Source organism: Methanolobus profundi, from assembly GCF_900114835.1.
GTDB lineage: Archaea > Halobacteriota > Methanosarcinia > Methanosarcinales > Methanosarcinaceae > Methanolobus > Methanolobus profundi.
Genome location: NZ_FOUJ01000004.1, coordinates 351,633 through 373,330, shown reverse-complemented (window position 1 = coordinate 373,330; position 21,698 = coordinate 351,633). Strand labels below are relative to the sequence as shown.

General features: G+C 44.5%; 19 protein-coding genes. 14 read left to right on the top strand and 5 right to left on the bottom strand.

Annotation, left to right across the window (positions count from 1 at the left end):
* Positions 1 to 692 precede the first annotated feature (692 nt).
* The 5 genes from BM008_RS11105 to BM008_RS11085 all read left to right on the top strand — a co-directional run bounded on the left by BM008_RS11105 (position 693) and on the right by BM008_RS11085 (position 6,568).
* On the top strand, positions 693 to 2,204 hold the full coding sequence (locus BM008_RS11105; protein WP_091936937.1) for a 2-isopropylmalate synthase: 1,512 nt from the start codon (positions 693 to 695) through the stop codon (positions 2,202 to 2,204).
* Positions 2,205 to 2,339: 135 nt separating this feature from the next.
* Complete coding sequence (locus BM008_RS11100; RefSeq protein ID WP_091936935.1) at positions 2,340 to 3,098, top strand: TatD family hydrolase; 759 nt, start codon at positions 2,340 to 2,342, stop codon at positions 3,096 to 3,098.
* A gap of 31 nt (positions 3,099 to 3,129) precedes the next feature.
* Positions 3,130 to 3,768 (top strand): MBL fold metallo-hydrolase, encoded by a 639-nt coding sequence (locus BM008_RS11095; RefSeq protein ID WP_091936933.1) that lies wholly within the window; start codon positions 3,130 to 3,132, stop codon positions 3,766 to 3,768.
* Between the two features lie 9 nt (positions 3,769 to 3,777).
* The gene (locus BM008_RS11090) at positions 3,778 to 5,631 is read left to right on the top strand and encodes a YgiQ family radical SAM protein (RefSeq protein WP_091936931.1); all 1,854 of its coding nucleotides are present in this window, start codon (positions 3,778 to 3,780) and stop codon (positions 5,629 to 5,631) included.
* 88 nt (positions 5,632 to 5,719) lie between these two features.
* Positions 5,720 to 6,568 (top strand): TolB-like translocation protein, encoded by an 849-nt coding sequence (locus BM008_RS11085; protein WP_091936929.1) that lies wholly within the window; start codon positions 5,720 to 5,722, stop codon positions 6,566 to 6,568.
* A 57-nt stretch (positions 6,569 to 6,625) separates the two neighbouring features.
* Here BM008_RS11085 and BM008_RS11080 read toward each other — a convergent pair whose 3' ends face one another.
* The gene (locus tag BM008_RS11080; RefSeq protein WP_091936927.1) at positions 6,626 to 7,684 is read right to left on the bottom strand and encodes a (Fe-S)-binding protein; all 1,059 of its coding nucleotides are present in this window, start codon (positions 7,682 to 7,684) and stop codon (positions 6,626 to 6,628) included.
* A 2-nt stretch (positions 7,685 to 7,686) separates the two neighbouring features.
* Positions 7,687 to 9,069 carry an FAD-binding oxidoreductase gene (locus BM008_RS11075; RefSeq protein WP_091936925.1) on the bottom strand — a complete coding sequence of 461 codons (1,383 nt, stop codon included), beginning with the start codon at positions 9,067 to 9,069 and terminating at the stop codon, positions 7,687 to 7,689.
* Positions 9,070 to 9,154: 85 nt separating this feature from the next.
* On the opposite strand from BM008_RS11075, the gene arcS reads away from it, so the two are divergent.
* Complete coding sequence (gene arcS, locus BM008_RS11070; RefSeq protein ID WP_091936923.1) at positions 9,155 to 10,996, top strand: archaeosine synthase subunit alpha; 1,842 nt, start codon at positions 9,155 to 9,157, stop codon at positions 10,994 to 10,996.
* A 22-nt stretch (positions 10,997 to 11,018) separates the two neighbouring features.
* The gene (locus BM008_RS11065) at positions 11,019 to 11,540 is read left to right on the top strand and encodes a GNAT family N-acetyltransferase (protein WP_245748015.1); all 522 of its coding nucleotides are present in this window, start codon (positions 11,019 to 11,021) and stop codon (positions 11,538 to 11,540) included.
* Here BM008_RS11065 and BM008_RS11060 read toward each other — a convergent pair.
* Both BM008_RS11060 and dnaG read right to left on the bottom strand, forming a co-directional pair.
* The gene (locus BM008_RS11060; RefSeq protein WP_091936921.1) at positions 11,537 to 11,818 is read right to left on the bottom strand and encodes a UPF0058 family protein; all 282 of its coding nucleotides are present in this window, start codon (positions 11,816 to 11,818) and stop codon (positions 11,537 to 11,539) included. The two genes, BM008_RS11065 and BM008_RS11060, sit on opposite strands and share 4 nt — an antisense overlap.
* A gap of 271 nt (positions 11,819 to 12,089) precedes the next feature.
* Complete coding sequence (gene dnaG, locus BM008_RS11055; protein WP_091936919.1) at positions 12,090 to 13,448, bottom strand: DNA primase DnaG; 1,359 nt, start codon at positions 13,446 to 13,448, stop codon at positions 12,090 to 12,092.
* Between the two features lie 615 nt (positions 13,449 to 14,063).
* Between dnaG and BM008_RS11050 the strand changes: the two genes are divergently transcribed.
* Both BM008_RS11050 and rtcA read left to right on the top strand, forming a co-directional pair.
* A complete protein-coding gene (locus BM008_RS11050; RefSeq protein WP_091936917.1) occupies positions 14,064 to 15,431 on the top strand; it encodes an NAD(P)/FAD-dependent oxidoreductase in 1,368 nt (455 codons plus the stop codon).
* Positions 15,428 to 16,432 carry an RNA 3'-terminal phosphate cyclase gene (gene rtcA / locus BM008_RS11045; RefSeq protein ID WP_091936915.1) on the top strand — a complete coding sequence of 335 codons (1,005 nt, stop codon included), beginning with the start codon at positions 15,428 to 15,430 and terminating at the stop codon, positions 16,430 to 16,432. The genes BM008_RS11050 and rtcA overlap by 4 nt, the downstream gene beginning before the upstream one ends.
* A 2-nt stretch (positions 16,433 to 16,434) precedes the next feature.
* Here rtcA and BM008_RS11040 read toward each other — a convergent pair whose 3' ends face one another.
* Positions 16,435 to 17,067, bottom strand: a complete 633-nt coding sequence (locus BM008_RS11040) for an RNA 2'-phosphotransferase (RefSeq protein ID WP_091936913.1) — start codon at positions 17,065 to 17,067, stop codon at positions 16,435 to 16,437.
* Between the two features lie 198 nt (positions 17,068 to 17,265).
* Between BM008_RS11040 and BM008_RS11035 the strand changes: the two genes are divergently transcribed.
* From BM008_RS11035 to BM008_RS11015, 5 genes are all read left to right on the top strand, one after another.
* Positions 17,266 to 18,393: an OB-fold nucleic acid binding domain-containing protein gene (locus BM008_RS11035; protein WP_091936911.1), complete on the top strand. Its 1,128-nt coding sequence runs from the start codon at positions 17,266 to 17,268 to the stop codon at positions 18,391 to 18,393.
* Positions 18,394 to 18,643: 250 nt separating this feature from the next.
* Positions 18,644 to 19,252 (top strand): CBS domain-containing protein, encoded by a 609-nt coding sequence (locus BM008_RS11030; RefSeq protein WP_177188047.1) that lies wholly within the window; start codon positions 18,644 to 18,646, stop codon positions 19,250 to 19,252.
* A 330-nt stretch (positions 19,253 to 19,582) separates the two neighbouring features.
* A complete protein-coding gene (locus BM008_RS11025; RefSeq protein WP_091936909.1) occupies positions 19,583 to 19,816 on the top strand; it encodes a hypothetical protein in 234 nt (77 codons plus the stop codon).
* Between the two features lie 214 nt (positions 19,817 to 20,030).
* Positions 20,031 to 20,870, top strand: coding sequence for a CBS domain-containing protein (locus tag BM008_RS11020; protein WP_091936908.1), 840 nt, complete (start codon positions 20,031 to 20,033; stop codon positions 20,868 to 20,870).
* A 42-nt stretch (positions 20,871 to 20,912) separates the two neighbouring features.
* Positions 20,913 to 21,689: a CBS domain-containing protein gene (locus BM008_RS11015; protein ID WP_091936906.1), complete on the top strand. Its 777-nt coding sequence runs from the start codon at positions 20,913 to 20,915 to the stop codon at positions 21,687 to 21,689.
* Positions 21,690 to 21,698: the final 9 nt, after the last annotated feature.

Below are 21,698 nucleotides of genomic sequence, written 5' to 3'. Positions count from 1 at the left end.
AGAACATTTGACTCGCATGGCTTAGTCGAATACTGATAGCAGTGACCTCTGGCAGGATCAACCAGAATTGTTGATCACACACAAAGAATATGTTATTTTGGAAGTCATTTAGGAATCAGTCGGAAAGAACTCTCATTGAGAGAATATTTCCTATTTGCACATAGTTTGGTTAATTCCTTAATTGTTTGTAGTTATACACTACCGGTCAGAATTAACCGAACTGCCAAATCCAACGTCAGACAGAAAAAGCTTCTGTCTCCACTTGTTAAAGGCGGTGATTGTAAGTGTTTTCGCGCGATTTGCGCGGACTCCTTCAAAGGCTGCCATCGTATATATACCTTCCGGATCAAGAGATCCGAAGGCAAAGGATGGACCTTTGTAAACACCAGCCTGATGAAATGAAATTATTACTTCATCGAATGTTTCCCACGAGCAAGTTTTCCGATGCGAGCACCGCACCAGTGAGCTCCTCGCGAGCACCCTTACATAACAGACTTACTATAAAAGTGTTGCGGAGAACGTTGAAGAATTCAATAGAAATTTTGAGGATACAGACAATATTACATTATAGAAATTCACGGAAAGACTGATGTACTACGGAGGCTATTTATAACATAAGTTACAAGGCGATGTGATTAATATGAATTCAACCGTAGAACTGAGGGATCGCTTTTTACAGCGATAAACCACTTATAGATAAACACAAGACTATTTTTGACACGACACTGCGCGACGGTGAACAAACACCTGGCGTATCACTCACCAACGATCAAAAGCTTAAGATTGCCCGCCAACTGGACAAACTTGGCGTAGATGTGATCGAAGCTGGTTTCCCGGTCTCTTCGGAAGGCGAAAAGCAAAATGTAAGAGCCATAGCCAACGAAGGTCTGAGTCTCGATGTCTGTGGTCTTGCCCGCGTCCTAACCAAAGACCTGGATGCATGTATAGATTGTAATGTTGATATGGTACACACCTTTGTATCAACCTCTGACATCCAGAGGATACATACTATAAAGAAAAGCAGGGAAGAAGTACTTGCAATGGCAGTAGATGCCGTTGAATACATCAAGGACCATGGCGCAAAATGTATGTTCTCAGCCATGGACGCCACAAGGACCGACCTTGACTATCTAATAGAAGTGTACCAGGCCGTAGAAGGAGCAGGCTGTGACATAATAAACGTACCTGATACAGTAGGCGTAATGTCACCTTCGTCCATGTACGAGCTTGTAAAGAATATCAACACTCATGTGAACATACCAATTGACGTCCATTGCCACAATGACTTTGGAATAGCAGTTGCTAACAGCCTTATGGCAGCAGAAGCCGGTGCAAGCCAGATACAGGTAACTGTGAACGGCATCGGAGAACGTGCCGGTAACGCGAACCTTGCTGAGGTCGTGATGTGTCTTCAATCCATATATGGTGCAAAGACAAACATCAATACAGAGTATCTGCTTGAAACTGCAAAAATGGTGGAGAACTACACTGGCATACACATGCCTGCAAACACACCAATTGTCGGTGACAATGCATTCGCACACGAATCAGGCATACACACCCACGGCGTACTCGAAAAATCCGATACATTCGAGCCCGGCATCATGACCCCGGAAATGGTAGGTCACAAGCGCCGTATAGTCATAGGAAAACATGCAGGAAAGCATGCGGTCAAGAAGTCCCTTGAAGACATGGGAATCGAGACCACCGATGAGCAACTGAATGAGATACTTGCCCAGATCAAGGACATAGCGAACAAAGGTAAGCGCATATGTGATGCGGATCTCCATGCAGTCGCATCAGCCGTCCTTGGAAGGAACCTCGGAAACGAGACCATCATCCTGAAAGAGTTCTCTGTTATGACAGGCAACCTCACAACACCAACAGCCGTTGTCAGGGCCAGTATCGGAGACCAGGAAGCAGTTGCATCCAACTACGGAGTAGGACCCATCGATGCTGCCCTCAAAGCAGTAGAACTTATGATCGGCGAATACACGAAGGTAAAAGTACGCGACTTCGCTCTTGAAGCCATTACAGGCGGAAGTGACGCCCTTGCAGAGGTAACCATCTCTGTTGAGGACGAAGAAGGACGTGTGGCCAGTGCGCAATCTGCCAGCGCAGATATCGCAACCGCATCCGTGGACGCACTCATAACAGCCATCAACCTGCTTCTTGACAAAAAGAAGCTCTGGAGCATGGAATAACTTAAATTGGTAACCGAGGCCGTGGATACCACGGTTCTCAGATCCTTTCTTTTTTTATCGACCTTTGAACTCTGTTTTTGAACATGCCAGGATCACAGGTTCATATCTATATAATAAGTCCATAAATGAGTACACATGAAATATGAAGTAATAGATTCCCATTGCCACCTTGATTTTCCAAAATTCAACAAGGACAGGCATGAGACAATAGAGAGAGCAAGGGCCAGTGGTGTGGTCACAATGATAAATTCCGGCATAGACTACAAGACCAATGCAGATTCCCTTGAGCTCGCTAAAAGATACGATCATATCCATGCTACCCTGGGACTCAGTCCTCAGATGGTCCCTGAAGCCAACGAAGAAAAAATCAAGCAGATACTGGCACAGATGGAACGGAATGTCGATAAGGCCGTGGGGATAGGAGAAGCAGGACTTGATTTCTATTACTGTACAACAGATGCCGGAAGGAAAAGACAGGAAGAGGTCTTCAGCAAGGTCATCGATATTGCAGACAGATACAACAAGACCCTGGTCATACATGGCCGGGACGGAGAAGAACTTGCACTGGAAATGACAAAGGACCTGAACCGAGTTGTCTTTCACTGCTATGGCGGCTCAATTGAGACCATGAAGAACATAGTCGATGCAGGACACTATGTATCAGTACCAACACTTGTCTGCTTCTCAGAGCACCATAAAGAGATAGCAAAGAACCTGCCTCTTGAGCACATGCTCATAGAGACCGACAGCCCATACCTCTCACCACGGAAAGGCAGGAACGAACCGGCCTTTGTCCTCGATTCTGTACCGGTCATAGCCAGTCTCAAAGGAATAGATGAAACTGAAATAGCCATGGCGACAGTACAAAATACCCGCAGGGCATTTGAACTCTGAACCCATTCTTTTTTGACACAGGAGAAATTACATGCAGGTCAAACATTTCAACATAGGCCTTTACGATGCCAATTCATACCTCATCAATGGAAAGATACTGATAGATACAGGAATGAGCACAGAAGGACTCATCTCAGCCATTAGTGAGAATATAGATATCAAGGACCTTGAACTCATCATACTTACCCACTGCCACTATGACCATACAGCATCAGCACAGGAGATAGCGAACCAAAGTGGTGCAAAGATAGCTATTCACAAAGAAGATGCACCTTTTCTCAAGAATGACAGAGTAAGCGCCTCCGCAATGTTCGGATACAAGGCACCAGCTTTTGAGCCTGATATTCTCCTAAGTGAAGGTGACAAAATACCCGTAAGTGAGGAAGAGGAACTGGAAGTGATCCACACACCCGGACATACTCCGGGAGGCATCTGCCTCTACGAGACAAAGTCCAAAAGCCTCTTTTCAGGGGATACGGTGTTCCCTAACGGAAGTATCGGAAGGACCGACTTTGAAGGCGGCAGTCGTTCACAGCTGACCGATTCGATCAATAAACTTGTGCAACTTGATGTCAAAACACTTTACCCGGGACATGGAGAAGTGACAAGCAATGATGTCAACACACAAATACAATTCTCATTACGCATGTCCAAAAGCATGCTCCTATAAGGACCCAACATGAAACACAATAAAAAGAGCGGAAGAGCTGATACCTCAAAGTTCCTCCCGATGAGTATCGAAGAAGCCAAAAACAAAGGCTGGGATGAACTTGACGTTATAATCGTCACCGGTGATACCTACGTAGACCATCCAGGATTTGGAACAAGTATCATAGGTAGAGTACTGGAAGATGCAGGATACAGAGTAGGAGTGATCTCACAACCTAAATGGGATGATGTAGAGGATTTCAAGAAACTGGGAAAGCCACGCCTCTTCTTCGCCATCAGTGCAGGTAACACAGACTCCATGGTCAGCAACTACACCCCATCTAAGAGATTGCGCCATGATGATGCATATTCACCTGGAAATGAACCGGGACTCCGTCCTAACAGAGCCACGCTTGTGTATTCCAACCGCCTGAGAGAAGCATATCCAGATGTGCCAAGGATAGTTGGTGGAATTGAAGCCTCACTCCGCCGTTTCGCACAATACGATTACTGGTCCGACAAAGTGCGCCAGTCCATCCTTGCAGATGCACCTGCTGACCTCCTTGTTTACGGAATGGGAGAACTCCAGATACTGGAGATAGCAGACAGACTGAACAAAGGAACTCCCGTATCAGAGATAACTGACATTGAAGGAACAGCCTGGAAAATAGACATCAAGACATGGAAAGCCAAAAGAGAAGAACTCCTGAAGGACCGCATCGAGATCGCACCATATGTCGAGGTCTCTAAGGACAAGGAACTCTATGCAAAGACCTTCAAAACGGTATACCAGGAACAGGACCACATACGAGGTCATGATATCATACAGGTACATCCAAAGACAGTGGTAGTCCAGAACAAGCCAATGCGTCCTCTGACAACAGAGGAACTGGACCACGTCTATGAACTTCCATTCACACGTGAGACACATCCATCATACAAAGAGGAGGTCCCTGCCCTTGACATGGTGAAATTCTCAATTAACACCCACAGAGGATGCTTTGGAGCATGCTCTTTCTGTGCCATTGCCCTGCATCAGGGAAGAATGATACGCAGCCGCAGCATCGAATCAATACTCAGAGAAGCCGAAAGCTTCAGAGATATGAAAGGATTCAAAGGCACAATCAACGGACTTGGCGGACCATCTGCCAATATGTATGGAATGGACTGCAAGAACTGGGAGGAAAAGGGAGTATGTAAGGACAAGGTCTGCATCTACCCTAAGGCCTGCCCTTCCCTTGACACAAGTCACAAGAAGCTTATAGAGCTCATGCGCAGACTCAGGAACCTGCCAGGGATCAAAAAGGTATTCGTCGGTTATGGTGTCCGTTACGACCTCGCCCTGCTTGATGAAGAATACATGGAAGAACTATGTGCTCACCACGTAAGTGGACAACTGAAGGTCGCGCCGGAGCACTACACTGACCATGTGACAGATGTTATGAAGAAACCGGACAGGGAGATCTTTGAGAGATTTGAGGAGAAGTACAAGGAGATAAACAAGAAACTGGGGAAAGACCAGTACCTCGTTGCGTTCCTCATGTCAAGTCATCCTGGATGTACCCTCAAGGATATGATAGAGACCGCAGAATACATCAGGGACACCGGCAGATACACCAGACAGGTGCAGGATTTCACACCAACTCCTATGACATCTGCAACATGTATGTTCCACACTGGAATCGACCCATTCACCGGGAAGAAGATATATGTGGCAACATCAGCAAAGGAAAAGAGCATACAGAGAGCGATGCTGCACTACAAGGAGCCCGGGAACTACAACCTTGTCTATGAAGGATTGAAACGCGCTGACAGACTTGATCTTGTAGGCAATTCCTGGAACTGCCTCATAAGCAGGAAAAAAGGTGGAAAAAGAGGTTGGTGATCCGCAGAAGAAAATCGTAACCTTTTTAACACAGTTACGATTACTGTATTTCAAATTATACTTTATATAAAAAATAGAAGGTATGCTAATGAAATACAAATTGTTGGCCCTCATATTATTAACCCTATGCATCCTGACACAACTATCAATTGCAAGCCCCATAATAGGCATCGATGAAAATATCAGTGAGGATTCATTTTACTCCCACTCATACACAAATCCAGATAGTATTGAAGCCCACCAGATCATTGCCTATAGCGAGGATGGAGAGCACTCACAGATCAACTTAGCTCAGAAGTTCACTCCACGAACAACAACCAGCCCAGATGGCAATTATAGCGTTGTTTTGAGATGGATAGGTGCACATGACGAAGATTTTTTTATAAGCAATACAATAACTGGAAATGACACTAACATTAAGAACATAATTACCACAGGATACTATCCTGTTGCGTTCTCCCCTGACAGCAAAATGTATGCTGCTCCAAGAGTAGTCTTCTCAGAGGATTGTAGGAATGGACAATATGTCATAGACATATGCTCCGTGAACAACAATACAGTGCTGCACAGGGAATTGTTGCATTTTTATATCGAAAGTACCAGAGAAAACCCTATGGAATGGGACAGAGCAGCAATCTATGAAGTCTACTGGTCAAATGACGGAAACTCAATTGTCTACGAAGCACTTGGAGCAAATATTGATGGTGGAAGATACCCCACATACCTTATCATCAATAGATTGAACGTTGATTATACAGAGTTGAGAAGAATGAATGGATACGTGGAACTGGAACAAGACCCAGAACCCATCATAGTGCAAGAATACATCGAAGAGATAGATGAACCTAATGCAGTTGAGAGTTCCCCTACACCTGGATTTGAGCTGGCAGGTGCGCTTCTGGCACTGGCCTTGAACAGAAAGATGAAGAGAACATGAGCTGCATGCCCTTTTAATTCTTAAAATAAGCAACTATCAAAAAGAGAACTAAAATGGCTATTCCATAGCCATTTCTAACAGGTCGATAATATCCAGAACATCAACCCTCGGACCACCACGTTTGAGATTCGTGCGGCAAAGAGGACATGCAGTTACAAGATAGTCGACATCCTTAGGGATCTCTTCAAGCCTGTTCTTTGAAAGCTCAAGGGAGAGTTCAGGATAACCTTTGAGCACTCCACCACCTGCTCCACAGCATTTGGACTTTTCCCTGTTGCTCTTCATTTCCTCAAGATAGCATATTGACTTGATGATCTGTCTTGGTGCATCGAAGACACCATTGCACCTTCCAAGGTGACATGGGTCATGATATGTAACCTTTAGATCAAGTTTCTTCAGGTCCATCTCAGCAAGACGGTCTGCAAGGAACTCAGCCACATGGACGACTTCAATGTTGTCAGGATAATCATTCTTCAAAGTTGTGAAACATCCTGCGCAACCAGTGATTATCGTGTGCGCACCAATCTTGCGGATCTGCTCCAGATTCTTTGACATTAGTTCTGATGGATCAGAGCCGGTCCTCAGGAGCGGGGAACCACAACATACCTCTTCCTGTAATACGGTCACACCGAACTTCCTGAGTATGTCAAAAGTTCTCTTTGTGAGCTCAGGGTACCTGTATGAAGCAAGACAACCTGCGAAGAAGACATGATCAGCTTTTTCAGGGACATCATTTTTAGAATCTCCAAGCCATGCCATCCTGTCCTTTTCCTCACCAAGAGGATTACCTTTCTCAATGGCATCAGTACGAAGGAGCTTCTGGGCATCGGTCATCTTGCCCTGAAGTACAAGCTGGTGACGTACATCTTCTATGACCTTCACAGGAGATGCTCCGGAAGGACACATCTGTTCACATAGTCCGCATGTGGTACAGGTGTTGATACTATCAAAGACACCTTCATCAGCTTCCATTCCCTGGGAAAGCCCATGGGCAACAAGCATACGTCCTCTGGAACTGGCCGATTCCCAGCCGATAACATCAAAGACCGGGCATACCGAGCGGCATGTTCCACAACGGACACATTTCAGTATTGAACGCATATCTGAATCGTTCATTCTCAGACCCCCATCTTCCCGGGATTAAGTATTCCCTTGGGGTCAAGTGCATTCTTTATCAATATCATTACATCAAGGCCTTTGCCAAGTTCAAGTCCAAGGTACTCTGCCCTTGCACTTCCAACTCCATGTTCGGCAGTTACAGTTCCACCAATACTTATCGCTGTGAGATGGATCTTGTCTGCGGCCTTGGTCAGTTTGTCCCATTCCTTATCGCTGAGCATATCGATACACATTCCGGTATGGAGGTTCCCATCACCGATGTGACCGTATGTCATAATAGGGAGCTTGAACTCCTTTGATATCTCACCGACCTTGTGAAGCATACCAGGTAGTTCCTTTATCGGGACACCAATATCCTCACCTACATACACACGGGTACGCAATGGGTCAAGCCTTGACACCGCTGCACCTACAAGTCTCCTTGCAGCCCATATCTCATCCCTTTCCTTCTTGTCCGAGGCTGCCCTGATGCTTGTTGCAAGAGTGCTGCATGCATCCTTGATCATCTCTATACCTTCACGGACAGTGTTCTCAGTACCATCTACCTCGAACATGAGGATCGCACCTGCCTTTGGCAGACCGATGTGCGGGTCGTAGGTGTTGATGGCCTCTATAATGTTCCTGTCAAGGATCTCACATGCTGAAGGTACAATACCTGAGGAGAGCACTTTTACAACTGCTTCTCCTGCATGCTCGGGGTCCTCGAAAGAGGCAAGCAATACGGAACGCTCTTTTGGAAGCGCCCTTACCTTCAATGTAGCCTTTGTTATGATACCAAGAGTTCCTTCAGAACCTACGAATAGATCGGTCAATGAATAACCAGCAACCGATTTTGTTACTTTGGTACCTGTGTTTACCACAGTACCATCTGCCATAACAACTTCAAGTCCAAGTACATAATTCCTGGTAGTACCGTATTTAACAGACCTCATTCCACTTCCATTGTTAGCGATAAGTCCACCAAGGGTACACATCGCAGAACTTCCTGGGTCTGGCGGGAAAAAGAAACCGTATGGCTCAAGTGCATCATTCAGTTTTTCCTGAACAATCCCTGGCTCAATTGTGACCTGAAGGTTACCAAGGTCCATCTCAAGTATCCTGTTCATAGATGACATGTCAAGTACAATGCCACCCTCTACCGGCACAGCTCCACCGGCAAGTCCTGTCCCTGCACCTCTTGCGGTCACAGGGATCTCTTTCTCATTTGCAAGACTGACTATCTTTGAGATCTGTTCAGTATTTGCTGGCCTGATAACAAAATCAGGCATGCCCCTAACTTGAGAGGCGTCACATGAATAACAATAAAGCTCTGCAGCAGACGCGGAAACCCTTTCATTCCCCACGATATCCTGCAGCTTTTTAAGTAGATCGGATTTTTGCATGGAATCGTTTTTTAAGTGGGATAGTAAGATTTATACTTTTTGGTGAAGGCAAACATTTACATCTGACTACAACTATTAAGCACCAATGACACGATACTTTGAGGTACAGCAGCGAGATGGTGCTGCAAGGATAGGGAAATTTCTGCTTAGAACAACTATCCAGACGCCTTATATAATAGATACAAGAAGCCTTGGATCCCCTGACAGTCCAATAATTGACGGAGGTTCACTATGGAGATACGCAGACAGAGAAGAAGCAGTGAAGCAACTCCAGGAACTAAGGGAAAAAGCAGGTGACGACATATTGATAATACTCCCCCATCAGGACCTCACACCTGATGCACCACATGACCTTGCTCTGAAACTTGCAAATAATTCAGAGTTCTCAATTACCGGAGCAACAGGTACCATATACATTCCAGGTCAGGAAGTAGAAGACCATGACCTCTATGTAATGGAAGGCGCAGGATGCTTCGAGAACAATGCAAGGACCTTCCTTAGCACCATTATCGGGATGAGAGATACAGTAGCATCTGATACAGCGATCTACACACCTAATATCTGCACTCCTGAGAACCTGGCAATGCTTGTCTATCTGGGTGTCGATGTTCTTGATAATACAAAGGCGATCGTTGCAGCACATAACGATATATACCTCACAACAGCCGGACAGTTCTATCTGGACTCACTTGCCGAACTTCCATGCAGATGCAGTGCCTGTTCATCCACCAGCATATCAGATCTTATGAGTATGGATAAAAAGAGCAGGGCAAAGATAGTGGAACAGCACAATATCGCTGCAATGGAAGCTGAAGCAGCCCTTGTCAGAGAAAAGATACGTTCCGGGATGCTACGTGAGTATATAGAAGGACAATGTAGAGTTCGGACATGGCTTACTGGTCTGATGAGACTTGCTGATGAGGAATTCAAATATATGGAGGGCAAAGCACCTCTGGCCAGGAACAATTCCCTGATCGCAACCTGCGGCGAATCCCAGAACAGGGTTGAGATCGTCAGATTTGCAAAAAGGATACAGGAAAGATATACCCCACCTGAGACAGACATCTTATTGCTTCTGCCGTGTTCTGCCAAAAAACCATATTCCACATCCAATTCCCACTGGAAGTTCATCAATGCCCTTGGGAAGAGCAGAAAATTTGTACATGAAGTTATAATCACCTCACCCATGGGAATAGTCCCAAGAGAGCTCGAACTGACATACCCTGCAGCACATTATGATACGACAGTAACGGGATATTGGGATGCTGAAGAAATAAAATGGGTTGCATCCTGCCTTGAGAACTATCTTTTGCAACATAAATACACTTCAATAGTTGCACATGTAGAGGACGCATACAGACAGGTATGTGAGATGGTAGCGGAGAAGCTTAGTATAGATATAATATACACAAGTACCGGTAGCGTGACATCACCTGCATCACTGAAGAAGCTCAACACTACGGTATCCGAACTTACCACTGGAAGAAAAAGAAGCCATGAGCAGACCCAGAAGGACCTCATGAAAGCAGTTGCAGATTATCAGTTCGGAAAAGGTTCAGGACAGATACTTGTACCTGAAGGATCAACTATCAAAGGGCCTTTCCCGAAACATCAGGTCTTCGTCGGAAAGAAGCAACTAATTACATTGATACCACAATACGGGACCCTGGCGATCACCATTGAAGGTGCAAAGGCAATGCTGGACCAGGAAAGATACATTGTGAAGATAGATGATTTTGTTCCACGTGGTTCACTACTTGCACCAGGAGTGATAGATGCCGATCCATTGATAAGACCAAACGATGAGGTGCTGATCAGTGGAAAGAATGCTATCGCAGTAGGAAGAGCCAACATGAGCGGAGATGAGATGAGACGGTCCAACCGTGGAGTTGCAGTTGACCTGCGTCATGTAAAAAAGATAGAATGAGAGATAATTCAGTGGTCTATAGATGATAGTTATCAGGAACTTTGAACCTGGAGATTTCGAAGAGGTTCTGGAAATTGAGTCAGAAGCGTTTTCAGAACACAACCCTTTTCTCTATATGAACTTCTACGAAATGAACAGTGATGGGTTCCTTGTTGCCGAATATAATAAGTATATAGTAGGTTTTGTTGTGGGATATGCCCTGTCCTCGAACGAAGGAAGGATATTCTCGCTTGCCGTGAGAAGAGGGTACAGAAGTCTGGGGGTCGGAGCAAAGCTCATGAATTCGATCCTGACAGTATTCATGACAAAGTTACTTCAAAATGCGAGCCTTGAAGTAAGGATAACTAACATCAGAGCTCAGGAATTCTATAAACGTATGGATTTTTTACCATGCTGGATAGAGCATGGCTATTACTCTGATGGAGAGGACGGCATCATTATGAAGAAACGCCTGACACCGTTCACACCAGGGATCATAGGAACGAAAAAGGACTCAGACCTTTTGGGAAAGAGAAGTATTTTCAGATTCCTTGATCATATCTAATTTGTATTTGCTATATTCTCGCTTGCCCTTGTTGCAAGCTCGTGCATCCTTATAGATGTACGACCCATCCCTGAGACATCATCCTGTGATAATGCAGATGCAATGTCATTCCCAAGAACGAATATAGCATGCTTGTGTTCAGCCTTACTTCTGTGAACGTGTAAGGGACTAATTGATAACGAATCATATTCTCCGTAAGGAGATAGACCCATGTGTTCAAAATGTTTCCTTATCTGTGCCATTAATGTGTGCAATTGTATTAGTTCATCTTTGTGCATACCAACCAACCTTCGCTTAAAATCGAACAATAATTGTTCATTTGTGCACTGTTTAAAATAATGCACTACATGTAGTTGGGAAATTTCATAATAAAGGTATTTCCCACGGAAATGATTGCCGCATGTAGAGTTTATAAATTTTTCTGTTTAATTTAAATGATTAAACATTACAAATGAGCGAATAGTTTGTAAGAAAAGATAGAAAGCACATAAAAAAATATCAATAAAAAAGTAGAAATATATATGATGTGCGCAAGCGCACATTATATATTCACAGTGAAGCTGCAGTTAGAACTTTGACAGAAGCAGGTCGCTTGGTCACACTACCTACCTTTGCACCAATAAGACGCTCTATACCTTTATCAGCTGCAATGTCCAGTATCCTCTGGGTAACAACACCATCAAAGACAACGGTCTTAACCTCATCTTCGTAATCCTTAAGGGTGCTGACAAGATCGCGAACTGCGGTCTCATTGACCACATTATCCTTACTGTCAAGGAAGCGTGCACTGAAAGTACCTATAAGGTCACTTGCATGATCCTTGAACCTCTTGTTCTCAGGAGATGAAGGCTTCTTTGTCTTTTCCGCTACTGGTGCCTTTTCTACCTTTTGTGCTTCTCTTGGCTCTTTCTTCCTTGGGTCCCTTTCTCTTGTCTGTTCCCTGGAAGGTCTCTTGACCTGAGATGAAGGTACACGCTTGACATCTGCTACAGGTGCTGCAGGCGTTGTCCTTCTTTCCTTGCGCTTTGGAAGACGTGGAGCACGTCCACTGGATTCAGCAGGTCCTCCCTGATCCTTTATGACATACTTATCGATAACCTGCTCTACAGGAACCTTCTGCCTGAGGGACCTTACTATTTCCTTCTGTACAAGGTCCTCGACACTCTTTCCGTCAGGTGCCCTTGCAATGTAATCGATATTGGCTACCTGAACAAGTTCTTTGATGATGAGCTCTCCACCACGGTCACCGTCAGTGAAAGCAGTCACGGTATCCTTCTTCTTGGTCAACTCTGCAACCTCCGGAGGAACATTGGTGCCACCAACACAAATAGTGTTCTTTATACCGTACTTCAAAAGGTTAAGGACATCTGCACGTCCCTCTACCACAACGATCGCATCTGAATCGAACACTGCAGGTCCACATGGGATCTTGTTCTTACCGAAGTACTGCATTTCCTCGATCCTTACAGACTGGCGAACCTCATCAGCGATCTCCTGGGATTCAGGAAGGTTCTCATCGAACATACCTGTGAAAATGAACTTTGCCCTTTCGATTATCTGGTGACGCTTGGTTGCCCTTACATCCTCTATATGTGTGATCTCGATCTTGGCACTGCAAGGTCCGACCCTGTCTATAGTTTCCAGGGATGCTGCAAGTATGGAGGTCTCCACCTTGTCAAGACTTGAAGGAATAAGGATAGTACCTTTGGTCTTACCGCCCTTTGCACTGACAACGACCTCGATCCTGCCGATCCTTCCTGTCTTCTGAAGGTCACGAAGGTCAAGGTCAGAACCAAGCAATCCCTCGGTCTGGCCAAAGATCGCCCCTACTATATCAGGACGTTCGATTATTCCATCTGCACCTATCTTTGAATGAATTATATATTTAGTAGTATCTGCATTTTGCATGTAATGATCTCCGAAATTGGGTAATGAGCGATACCAGAACAATTCGGAATACAAAAAAGAGAATCAATAAGACTACCTGAATGGCACTCATACCGAAAGGCCAGTAGTATGTAGAACTAAAAACCAATGATTAAACATGAAGGTTTCCACTTGATCTGAACCAACGCCAAGCTGAGAACAGCAGTAAGCTACACTCTGCACAAAATGTAAATGTGCTATTTCAACTGTTTACTGGCTTGGTCATAAGCAGTATTTCCAAATCCCTCATTGAATACTTTTAGCTTTTGACCTTTAAGCATCTTTTTTATGATGTAATAGATGCTGTATCGATGATGATTCCTATTTTTAATAGGTAGTGATTATGAATGACTTAATTGTATTATTGAAAGATACCCTTGTTCGTAGTATCTGTATTATCTTGTTTTCAAGCATTAATATGACCATATCATAATGATCACATTAAGTAATAGAATTCAAAGTTTTATAAACTTATGGGTTGCCGCGATCCTTGTATATACCTGTTATGTTTGAGATTTCAAATGGAAAACACAACCCATCTTGATATAGCTCACCATAGGGAACAGGATTAATATCCAGACAGACCTCTAAAGGATTATGCAACAAAAAAATATACGCAGCAGTCAAAAGGTGATCATCATCGGCGCTGGTGCAACCGGAATGGCCATAGCTACAAGCCTTACCCGCCATAGCCACCATTCCATAACCATATTCTCCACAGACCGGCATACAGCCTATAGCCAGTGTGGAATGCCATTTGCAATAGGAGGACAGATAGATTCTCTTGATTCACTCGTCCTGAGAGAACCAAAGACCTTCAGGGACATGGGAATAGACCTGAGACTTGAGACCAGGGTGGACTCCATAGACATTGAACAAAAAACTGTGACATCTGCAGGAGAGAAATATCCCTATGATAAACTTGTCATAGCCACTGGGAGCAGTCCGATCATCCCACCGATCCCGGGCACTTCCCTTGAGAACGTCCTCACATTGAGAACTCTCTCTGATGCTAAAAGAATTGAAAAAGCACTTGAGAATACATCGAATGTTGTGATCATCGGAGGAGGGTCCATTGGTGCAGAGATGGCAGCTGCTACTTCCCAAAGGAATGTAGATACGACACTTATCAACAGAAGCACATCTATCCTCTCACATAATCTGGACCCGGACATGGCAGATATAGTACATGAACACCTTTCATCTCTTGGAGTAAAGGTCATAACAGGCTATGCACCAGGATCCATCAATGGGGAAAAAGAAGTTAACTCTGTCACTATAGCATCATCGGAGTTTCCCGCAGACCTAGTAATATTATCCACTGGAGTATCACCTGAAAATAAACTCGCTTCTGATGCAGGAATAGATATTGGGGAAACCGGAGGGATCATCGTAGATAATTACCTGCAGCCTTCTGTCAATGGGATGATCTGCAAGGATATCTACTGCGGAGGCGAATGTGTCGAGGTCCATGATACCATCACCGGAAAGGCTATGTTAAGCCAGGTAGCCAGCACCGCCAGAAGGATGGCAGGCATCATTACCAATAACCTGACATCAGTATCCACAGAATTTGGACCTATACTGAATCCATGGGTAGCTGTGATCGGAGAACTCCAGGTGGGAACAACAGGGATCACATCAAAGAAGGCCATGGAGAATGATATAAAGATAGTAACAGGACTGGCTACCGGATCTACACGTGCAGACTATTACCCCGGTGGAAAACAACTTTTCATAAAACTGATCTTCAGTGAGCAATATCTTGTGGGTGCGCAGGTCGTGGGAGGAGAAGGAGTGAAAGAACGAATAGATGCACTCACCCTTGCGATCAATAAGAAGACCACTGTTGAAGAACTGGCGAATATCGAGACCTGTTATGCACCTCCTGTATCAATGCTTATAGATCCTGTAAGCTTTGCTGCAAAAGGTGCACTGAAGAAAATGAGTAAGAGAAGGTCATGATCGAAATAGATGGTTCTTTTGGCGAAGGCGGGGGACAGATACTCAGAACAGCTGTTGCACTCTCTGCGATCACAAAAAAAGATGTCAAAATAAAGAATATAAGACAGAACCGACCAAAGGAAGGACTTAAACCCCAGCACCTAAAGTCTATAGAAACAGCCGCACTGATGTGCGATGCCAATGTCAAAGGACTTTTTCCCGGATCTACACAGATATGCTTTTCTCCATCGGAAATAAAGGGGTTTCAAAAAGATATCCACATTGGTACTGCTGGAAGTATACCCCTGCTACTGCAGTCGATAATGCCTGTTGCGGCCTACTCTTCAGGCAGAACGGAACTAAGGATCACAGGGGGGACCGATGTCGCATGGTCCCCATCGATAGACTACATCGAAAAGGTCACCTTAAAAGCCCTTTCTAAAATGGGTTACAAAGCCCGGATAGACATCATAGAACGTGGCTATTATCCAAAAGGAGGAGGTACCATAAAGATAGTGATCGAACCTTCTGATCTCAAAGGACATAATTTTGATAAAAGAACGAGTGCTAAGAACAAGGTACTCGGCGTATCACATTGCTCGAACCTGCCTGAACATGTTGCTAAGAGACAGGCGGATTCGGCCATCTCTATTCTCGAGGAGAACGAGATAATATCGGACATAAAGCTAGAGACAGAAAACTTCCTTTCCACCGGAAGCGGCATCACATTATGGTCGGATCATAAAGGAGCAGTAAGCATTGGTAAAAGAGGATTGCCTGCCGAAAAGGTAGGATCCCATGCTGCCAGGTTCCTTGTTGACGAACTGCTATCTCCGACATCAGTTGACATTCACCTTGCAGACCAGTTGATCCCGTACCTGGGACTTGCGGGAAAAGGCTCGTTCACAACAAGAGAGATAAGCCAGCATTGTCTGACCAACATCCATGTGACAGAGCAACTGCTCGATGTTAAGTTCAGTATAAATAAAAAAGATGAGGTTTTTGAAGTAGTCGTGGAATGAGCTTACTCATCCTCTACGACCGTAAGGTACTCAGGCGGAATACCTCTTGCAAGAACAATATCATCGTTCACAGTAACTATATCCACTCCGTCCTGCTGAGCTGCATTGGCATCGACCTCGATTATCACAGGGTTATCGGTGTGAACAGAAGCTGCTTCCATTGCTTTATCAAATAACGTGCTCAGATGAACATAACATTGCCTGATAGGATAGATACCATTATCAAGTAACATGTCTGCCTCTTCCTGGCTGACACCGTAATACAGGTAATCCAGCTCATTGGCAGGGTAATCCGAGATGAGGTCCACATCTACGGAATGACCGTATCTGGCCCTTATGTAGCCGTCATCTATCTCATAGCGTCCCTTTTTGTCAGATTCAACAAGTGAGACCAGACGTTCCATGGTTCCCCATTTATAACGTCTTTTCATGACTTCGCAGAGCTGATCCAGGTCGACCCATCCCTGTGGGTCCATCTCGATGCCCACATCATCCGGGAAATGTCTCAATGCACCGGAAACGAACCTTCCAAGGCGTTCCTCCCGATCATCATCCAACACATACCGTCCTTCTTCTCCACAATCAGGGCATTCCTCTCCCCTGAAATAGCCATGGTCTTTACATTTACGGATCATGATAACTGCAAATACTCTTCATAATTAATATATCTTATCAAAATGACGTGAGAACCATTCCAAGATCTTTAAAGGAGAGTATTGTAGGATATGATCATCTCTGTGAGATTAGAATAATTATATAAGGAATATTAGAGTACGTGGAAGAATAGATGGACGATCATTAGGACATTTGATCCAATTTTCAGGGTAATAATTATGGATGAGATCAACGAAGTATACGATAAACTTGGCGGCATCATCAGTAAAGATGATTTTACACGTAAGGTAGAAGAGAAAGTGGAACAAATGAGCGGACTCTGCGACACCAAGACCGCCGCTATGCTTGTGGCCCATGATCTTGGGGTCAGTGATGCCGGAGACAACCAGTTACAGAAGATATCAGGCATAACAGCTAACAGCGGTAATGTAAAGTTCATTGCAAAAGTGATGTCTGTATTCCCTGCAAAGGAATTCAACCGTAATGACGGTACAATTGGAAGGGTTGCAAATATTATGGTTGCAGATGAGACCGGATCTGTCCGCCTTACATTATGGGATGATAGAGCAGACCTCGTAAAGACAGGAGAGATCGAGGTCGGCCAGACATACCAGATAGCCGGCTATGTAAAAGAAGGATACTCAGGCGTAGAGGTCAACATCGGTAATAACGGAGTGTTCTGTCAGAGCGATGAGAACATAGAGGCACGCATCGATTCCAAGCAGATCAAGGACATACAGAACGGAATGGGTGACCTTAACATCCGTGCAAGGATCCTTGACATATCCGACATCAGGACCTTCAACAAGAAGGACGGCAGCACCGGAAAGGTCGCAAACATACTGATAGGTGATGAGACCGGAAAGATCAGAGTGACCCTCTGGGATGAGATGGCAGATCTCACAACAGAACTGGAGATCGATAATTCCGTTGAGATCATCAACGGGTATGCCAGAGAGAACAACTTCAACCAGCAGGTGGAAATGCAGGTTGGCAACCGCAGCACTATCAGCAAGATAGAGGATGAGGTAGAGTTCAAAGAGGATTTCACATCCATATCTGACATCATACCAGGAGAATCATATTCAATATCCGGCCAGGTATCAGGACTTGGAGAGATGAGAGAATTCAACCGTGACGACGGAACTGTCAACATGGTCTCCAATATCTATGTCTCGGATGATACCGGCAGAATAAGGATAGCTCTCTGGGGTGACCATGCACTTCTTGTCGATCAGCTTGACATTGATATGGCCGTAGAGATAATAGATGCGTTCTCTAAATCCGGGTTCAATGATGAGATAGAGCTCAGTGCAGGGAACCGTACAAAGATAAATATACGTTAAGCAACGGCAATTGTTCCAATAGAATATCCGGGAATTCCTGCATTACCAACATGCTGCATCCCGGATGATCCTTTTTTATAGGTCCTGACGACCATCATTCAATAAACAACCACAGTAGACATACTGGACAGCTTGTGGCCTATACCTGAAGAACCACGAACACCTATTTATACGATAAAAAATAACATTTTATTTAGTGGACTGTAATAAGTAATAGCTTCCTTTGATCCAGGATTCGGAGGTACGTCTTATGGTCTTGAGTATTCAGAACGACATGCAAGCCGATGTTTCAATTCTGGAGATCCAGAACGAGATGTTGGTCAGGGAAACAATGTCAAAGGATATTTTTGGCATCGATATCACTTCCAGTGTTCTTGAAGTTGCAAGGACAATGATGGAAAATGATACCGGCAGTATCATTGTCAAAGAAGATGGTGATAGTACCGGAATAATTACCGAGCATGACGTTATTGCTAAGACCGTTGTTAAAAATGTACTGCCTTCTGAGATGACAGCCAGGGAGATAATGTCGTCCCCTATCATAGCGATCAAGCCTTCGACAAGTATTATCGAAGCTGCTGAGATGATGGTCAGATCCAACATCCGCAGGCTTGCTGTGATGGAAGGTGACAGTATAGTGGGAATGATAACTGACAGAGATATCATAGCCATAGCTCCGGGCCTGACAACGATCCTGGAAGAACTAATAGAATTGCATCATGAGAACAATATCCAGCAGGAGACCGAGCTTGAACGTGGCATATGTCAGAGTTGTGGAAAGCTCGTTGACAGCCCGATGAATGTTAACGGATTGATGCTCTGTGAAGACTGCAAAGAGGAAGAAGGTTACTACGACTAGTTCTTTGACTGGTCAACTTATCAAGGACACTTCAAGTTGGTGAAATAAATGTCTGTCCCGATATATCTTAAAAAAAGAAATGTATCGACTTTCAAAGCAACACCTGAAATACATACGGGGAAAGTGATCCCTAAATGGAATTCTGTGTTTGCCGGACCCACTGTTACTGCAGACAGGCATTGTATATTATCTGCGTTTTGAAAGTGTTATGGAGCACTTTCAGGAAAAGATGTTGTTTGCCATGAGACTTGAATGTCTTTCGCAAACTTTCGGAGATCATATGACAAGACTTCCGTTAAATTTGTGATGTTGTGGAGTACAGTGGTTTATTTGAGAATAAAGGATCAGACCAGGGAACTTGAAAACAGAACTATGGAATTCCTGAAGAATTATCCACCATCAAAGGATGTGCCATTGACAGCTATGTCTGGCCCATGCATGGAAACCACAGCATACGGCACAGGAACAATGACAGAACAACTCTTTTTAACAGATGATAAAGAGCTGACCAGATCAGTGGTCATATCAGTCGACACTATCGGACCATCAGGAGGTGGAGACTAAAACCTGAGTACGATGAGAGCTGCTACAATGTGGTTCTCATAAAAGAGAAAAGGGATCTGTTTCCCGATAGCACGTAAAAGGTCCATGGACCAGTATATGAGTAAAATAAGAAGAGCCTTCGATCAATATGATAGAAAGATGAGCTCTAAGATGGATAATAAAAATATCCTGCAGGTCTGGTTCGTATTTCCAGACTTCAAGAAGGAGGAACAACATGAATGTGAAAGACATTATGAGTTCACCGGTCTTTACCATAGCACCGGAAGAAACCGTAGCACATGCAAGAAACCTTATGCTCAAGCATAAGATCAGTACCCTGGTGGTAGCTGAGAACAATGAAATGGTCGGAATTGTCACAAAGACAGATATTGGAAAGAGGCTTGCTCAAGCTGAGCCAATGTGGAGGAGAAGACCCATAGACAAAATTCCGGTGAGCATGGTGATGCATGAGAACCCTATCACAATATACCCTGGAGCTACCATTTCCCAGGCAAGTGAACTGATGATAGAGAATGGTATAAACGCACTTGCTGTTAAGAACAGAGAAGTGGAAGGGATCGTGACCGGAACGGACATCGTGAAGTACTTCGCAGAACAGGATATTAAGACAAAGGTAGCAGAGGTGATGAGCGAGGATATAGTTTTCGTACACAGACACCACACGATAAATCATGTTATCCACGAAATGGAAGAGAACGAGACGAACCGTGTTATCGTCAATGATGATGCTGACGAAGCTGTCGGAATTATCACAACTACCAACGTGGCATTCAATATGATGTCAGACAACGCAGGAAATCTTCCATCAAAGAGCATAAAGATGACCAGGCGGTCAAGCCCTGCAGGTCAGAAGGAATACCGTTACGTAAAGGAAGTTCCTCTTGTTGCTGAGGATATAATGTCAGATCTCCCACATTCCATAGATGTGAACAACAAGGCGGTGAACGCAGCAAAGATAATGCTTTCAGAACACACGATAGCTCTTCCTGTTGTCAATGGGGAAAAGATCATTGGCCTTATCAGCAGGAGAGAGATACTCAAAGCAGTGCAATGAACATCGAAAGACCAGGAATCAAAATAGATCAGAGGAATTATAATGGAAGTAAAGGATATAATGGCAGACCCACTGGTGATAGATAAGTCAGACACTATTTCCCATGCACTCGATGTTATGGAGAAGAAGGGAACAAGGCGTCTTCTGGTAAAACACGATGACAAACTGCTCGGAGTGCTCACGATGAGAAACCTTACAAAGGAGCTTGGAACACGTAAGAAGGGAAGCAAGCCAGCTTCTTCTCTGCATGTTGCAACTGCGATATCAGATAATTTCGTGAAAGTGCTCCCTGATACCAAGGTCACCGACACCATCACGCTCATGATAAAGAACGGTGGTGTGATAGTTGTCATGGAAAATGACAAAATAGTCGGATGGGTCACTCCGAACGAGATACTCAAGAACACCAGTTTCACAGGTTTCTCCGGCGAGATCATGCAGAAGAATCCTATCGTTGCAGGACCTGCTGACCGTGTAAGTCATGTAAGAAGGATGATGCTTGATAACAACATAGGGAGGATCCCTATCATCGAAGGTGACAAGCTTGTTGGAATGGTGACCGAGAAGGATATTGCAAAGGCAATGCGGTCATTCCGTGACCTTGTGGAAGGCAGCAAACAGGAATCACGTATCAAGAACCTCATCGTTGAGGACATCATGAAGATGGGTGTAAAGACGGTTTACACGAACACGCCCACAGTTGATGCAGCAAAGATGATGCTTGATCAGAATCTTGGAGGACTTCCTGTTGTCAACCTTGAAGGGCAGATGGTAGGACTTATCACCAGAAGAAGCATCATCAAGGGCATAGGTGAGTAGAACCAGGTG

What these genes read in the sequence shown, in the direction of transcription:
- BM008_RS11100 (WP_091936935.1), top strand. Translation starts at nt 2,340, where the DNA reads ATGAAATATGAAGTAATAGATTCCCATTGCCACCTTGATTTTCCAAAA.
- BM008_RS11095 (WP_091936933.1), top strand. Translation starts at nt 3,130, where the DNA reads ATGCAGGTCAAACATTTCAACATAGGCCTTTACGATGCCAATTCATAC.
- BM008_RS11090 (WP_091936931.1), top strand. Translation starts at nt 3,778, where the DNA reads ATGAAACACAATAAAAAGAGCGGAAGAGCTGATACCTCAAAGTTCCTC.
- BM008_RS11085 (WP_091936929.1), top strand. Translation starts at nt 5,720, where the DNA reads ATGAAATACAAATTGTTGGCCCTCATATTATTAACCCTATGCATCCTG.
- BM008_RS11080 (WP_091936927.1), bottom strand. Translation starts at nt 7,684, where the DNA reads ATGAACGATTCAGATATGCGTTCAATACTGAAATGTGTCCGTTGTGGA.
- BM008_RS11075 (WP_091936925.1), bottom strand. Translation starts at nt 9,069, where the DNA reads ATGCAAAAATCCGATCTACTTAAAAAGCTGCAGGATATCGTGGGGAAT.
- arcS (WP_091936923.1), top strand. Translation starts at nt 9,155, where the DNA reads ATGACACGATACTTTGAGGTACAGCAGCGAGATGGTGCTGCAAGGATA.
- BM008_RS11065 (WP_245748015.1), top strand. Translation starts at nt 11,019, where the DNA reads ATGATAGTTATCAGGAACTTTGAACCTGGAGATTTCGAAGAGGTTCTG.
- BM008_RS11060 (WP_091936921.1), bottom strand. Translation starts at nt 11,818, where the DNA reads ATGCACAAAGATGAACTAATACAATTGCACACATTAATGGCACAGATA.
- dnaG (WP_091936919.1), bottom strand. Translation starts at nt 13,448, where the DNA reads ATGCAAAATGCAGATACTACTAAATATATAATTCATTCAAAGATAGGT.
- BM008_RS11050 (WP_091936917.1), top strand. Translation starts at nt 14,064, where the DNA reads ATGCAACAAAAAAATATACGCAGCAGTCAAAAGGTGATCATCATCGGC.
- rtcA (WP_091936915.1), top strand. Translation starts at nt 15,428, where the DNA reads ATGATCGAAATAGATGGTTCTTTTGGCGAAGGCGGGGGACAGATACTC.
- BM008_RS11040 (WP_091936913.1), bottom strand. Translation starts at nt 17,067, where the DNA reads ATGATCCGTAAATGTAAAGACCATGGCTATTTCAGGGGAGAGGAATGC.
- BM008_RS11035 (WP_091936911.1), top strand. Translation starts at nt 17,266, where the DNA reads ATGGATGAGATCAACGAAGTATACGATAAACTTGGCGGCATCATCAGT.
- BM008_RS11030 (WP_177188047.1), top strand. Translation starts at nt 18,644, where the DNA reads ATGGTCTTGAGTATTCAGAACGACATGCAAGCCGATGTTTCAATTCTG.
- BM008_RS11020 (WP_091936908.1), top strand. Translation starts at nt 20,031, where the DNA reads ATGAATGTGAAAGACATTATGAGTTCACCGGTCTTTACCATAGCACCG.
- BM008_RS11015 (WP_091936906.1), top strand. Translation starts at nt 20,913, where the DNA reads ATGGAAGTAAAGGATATAATGGCAGACCCACTGGTGATAGATAAGTCA.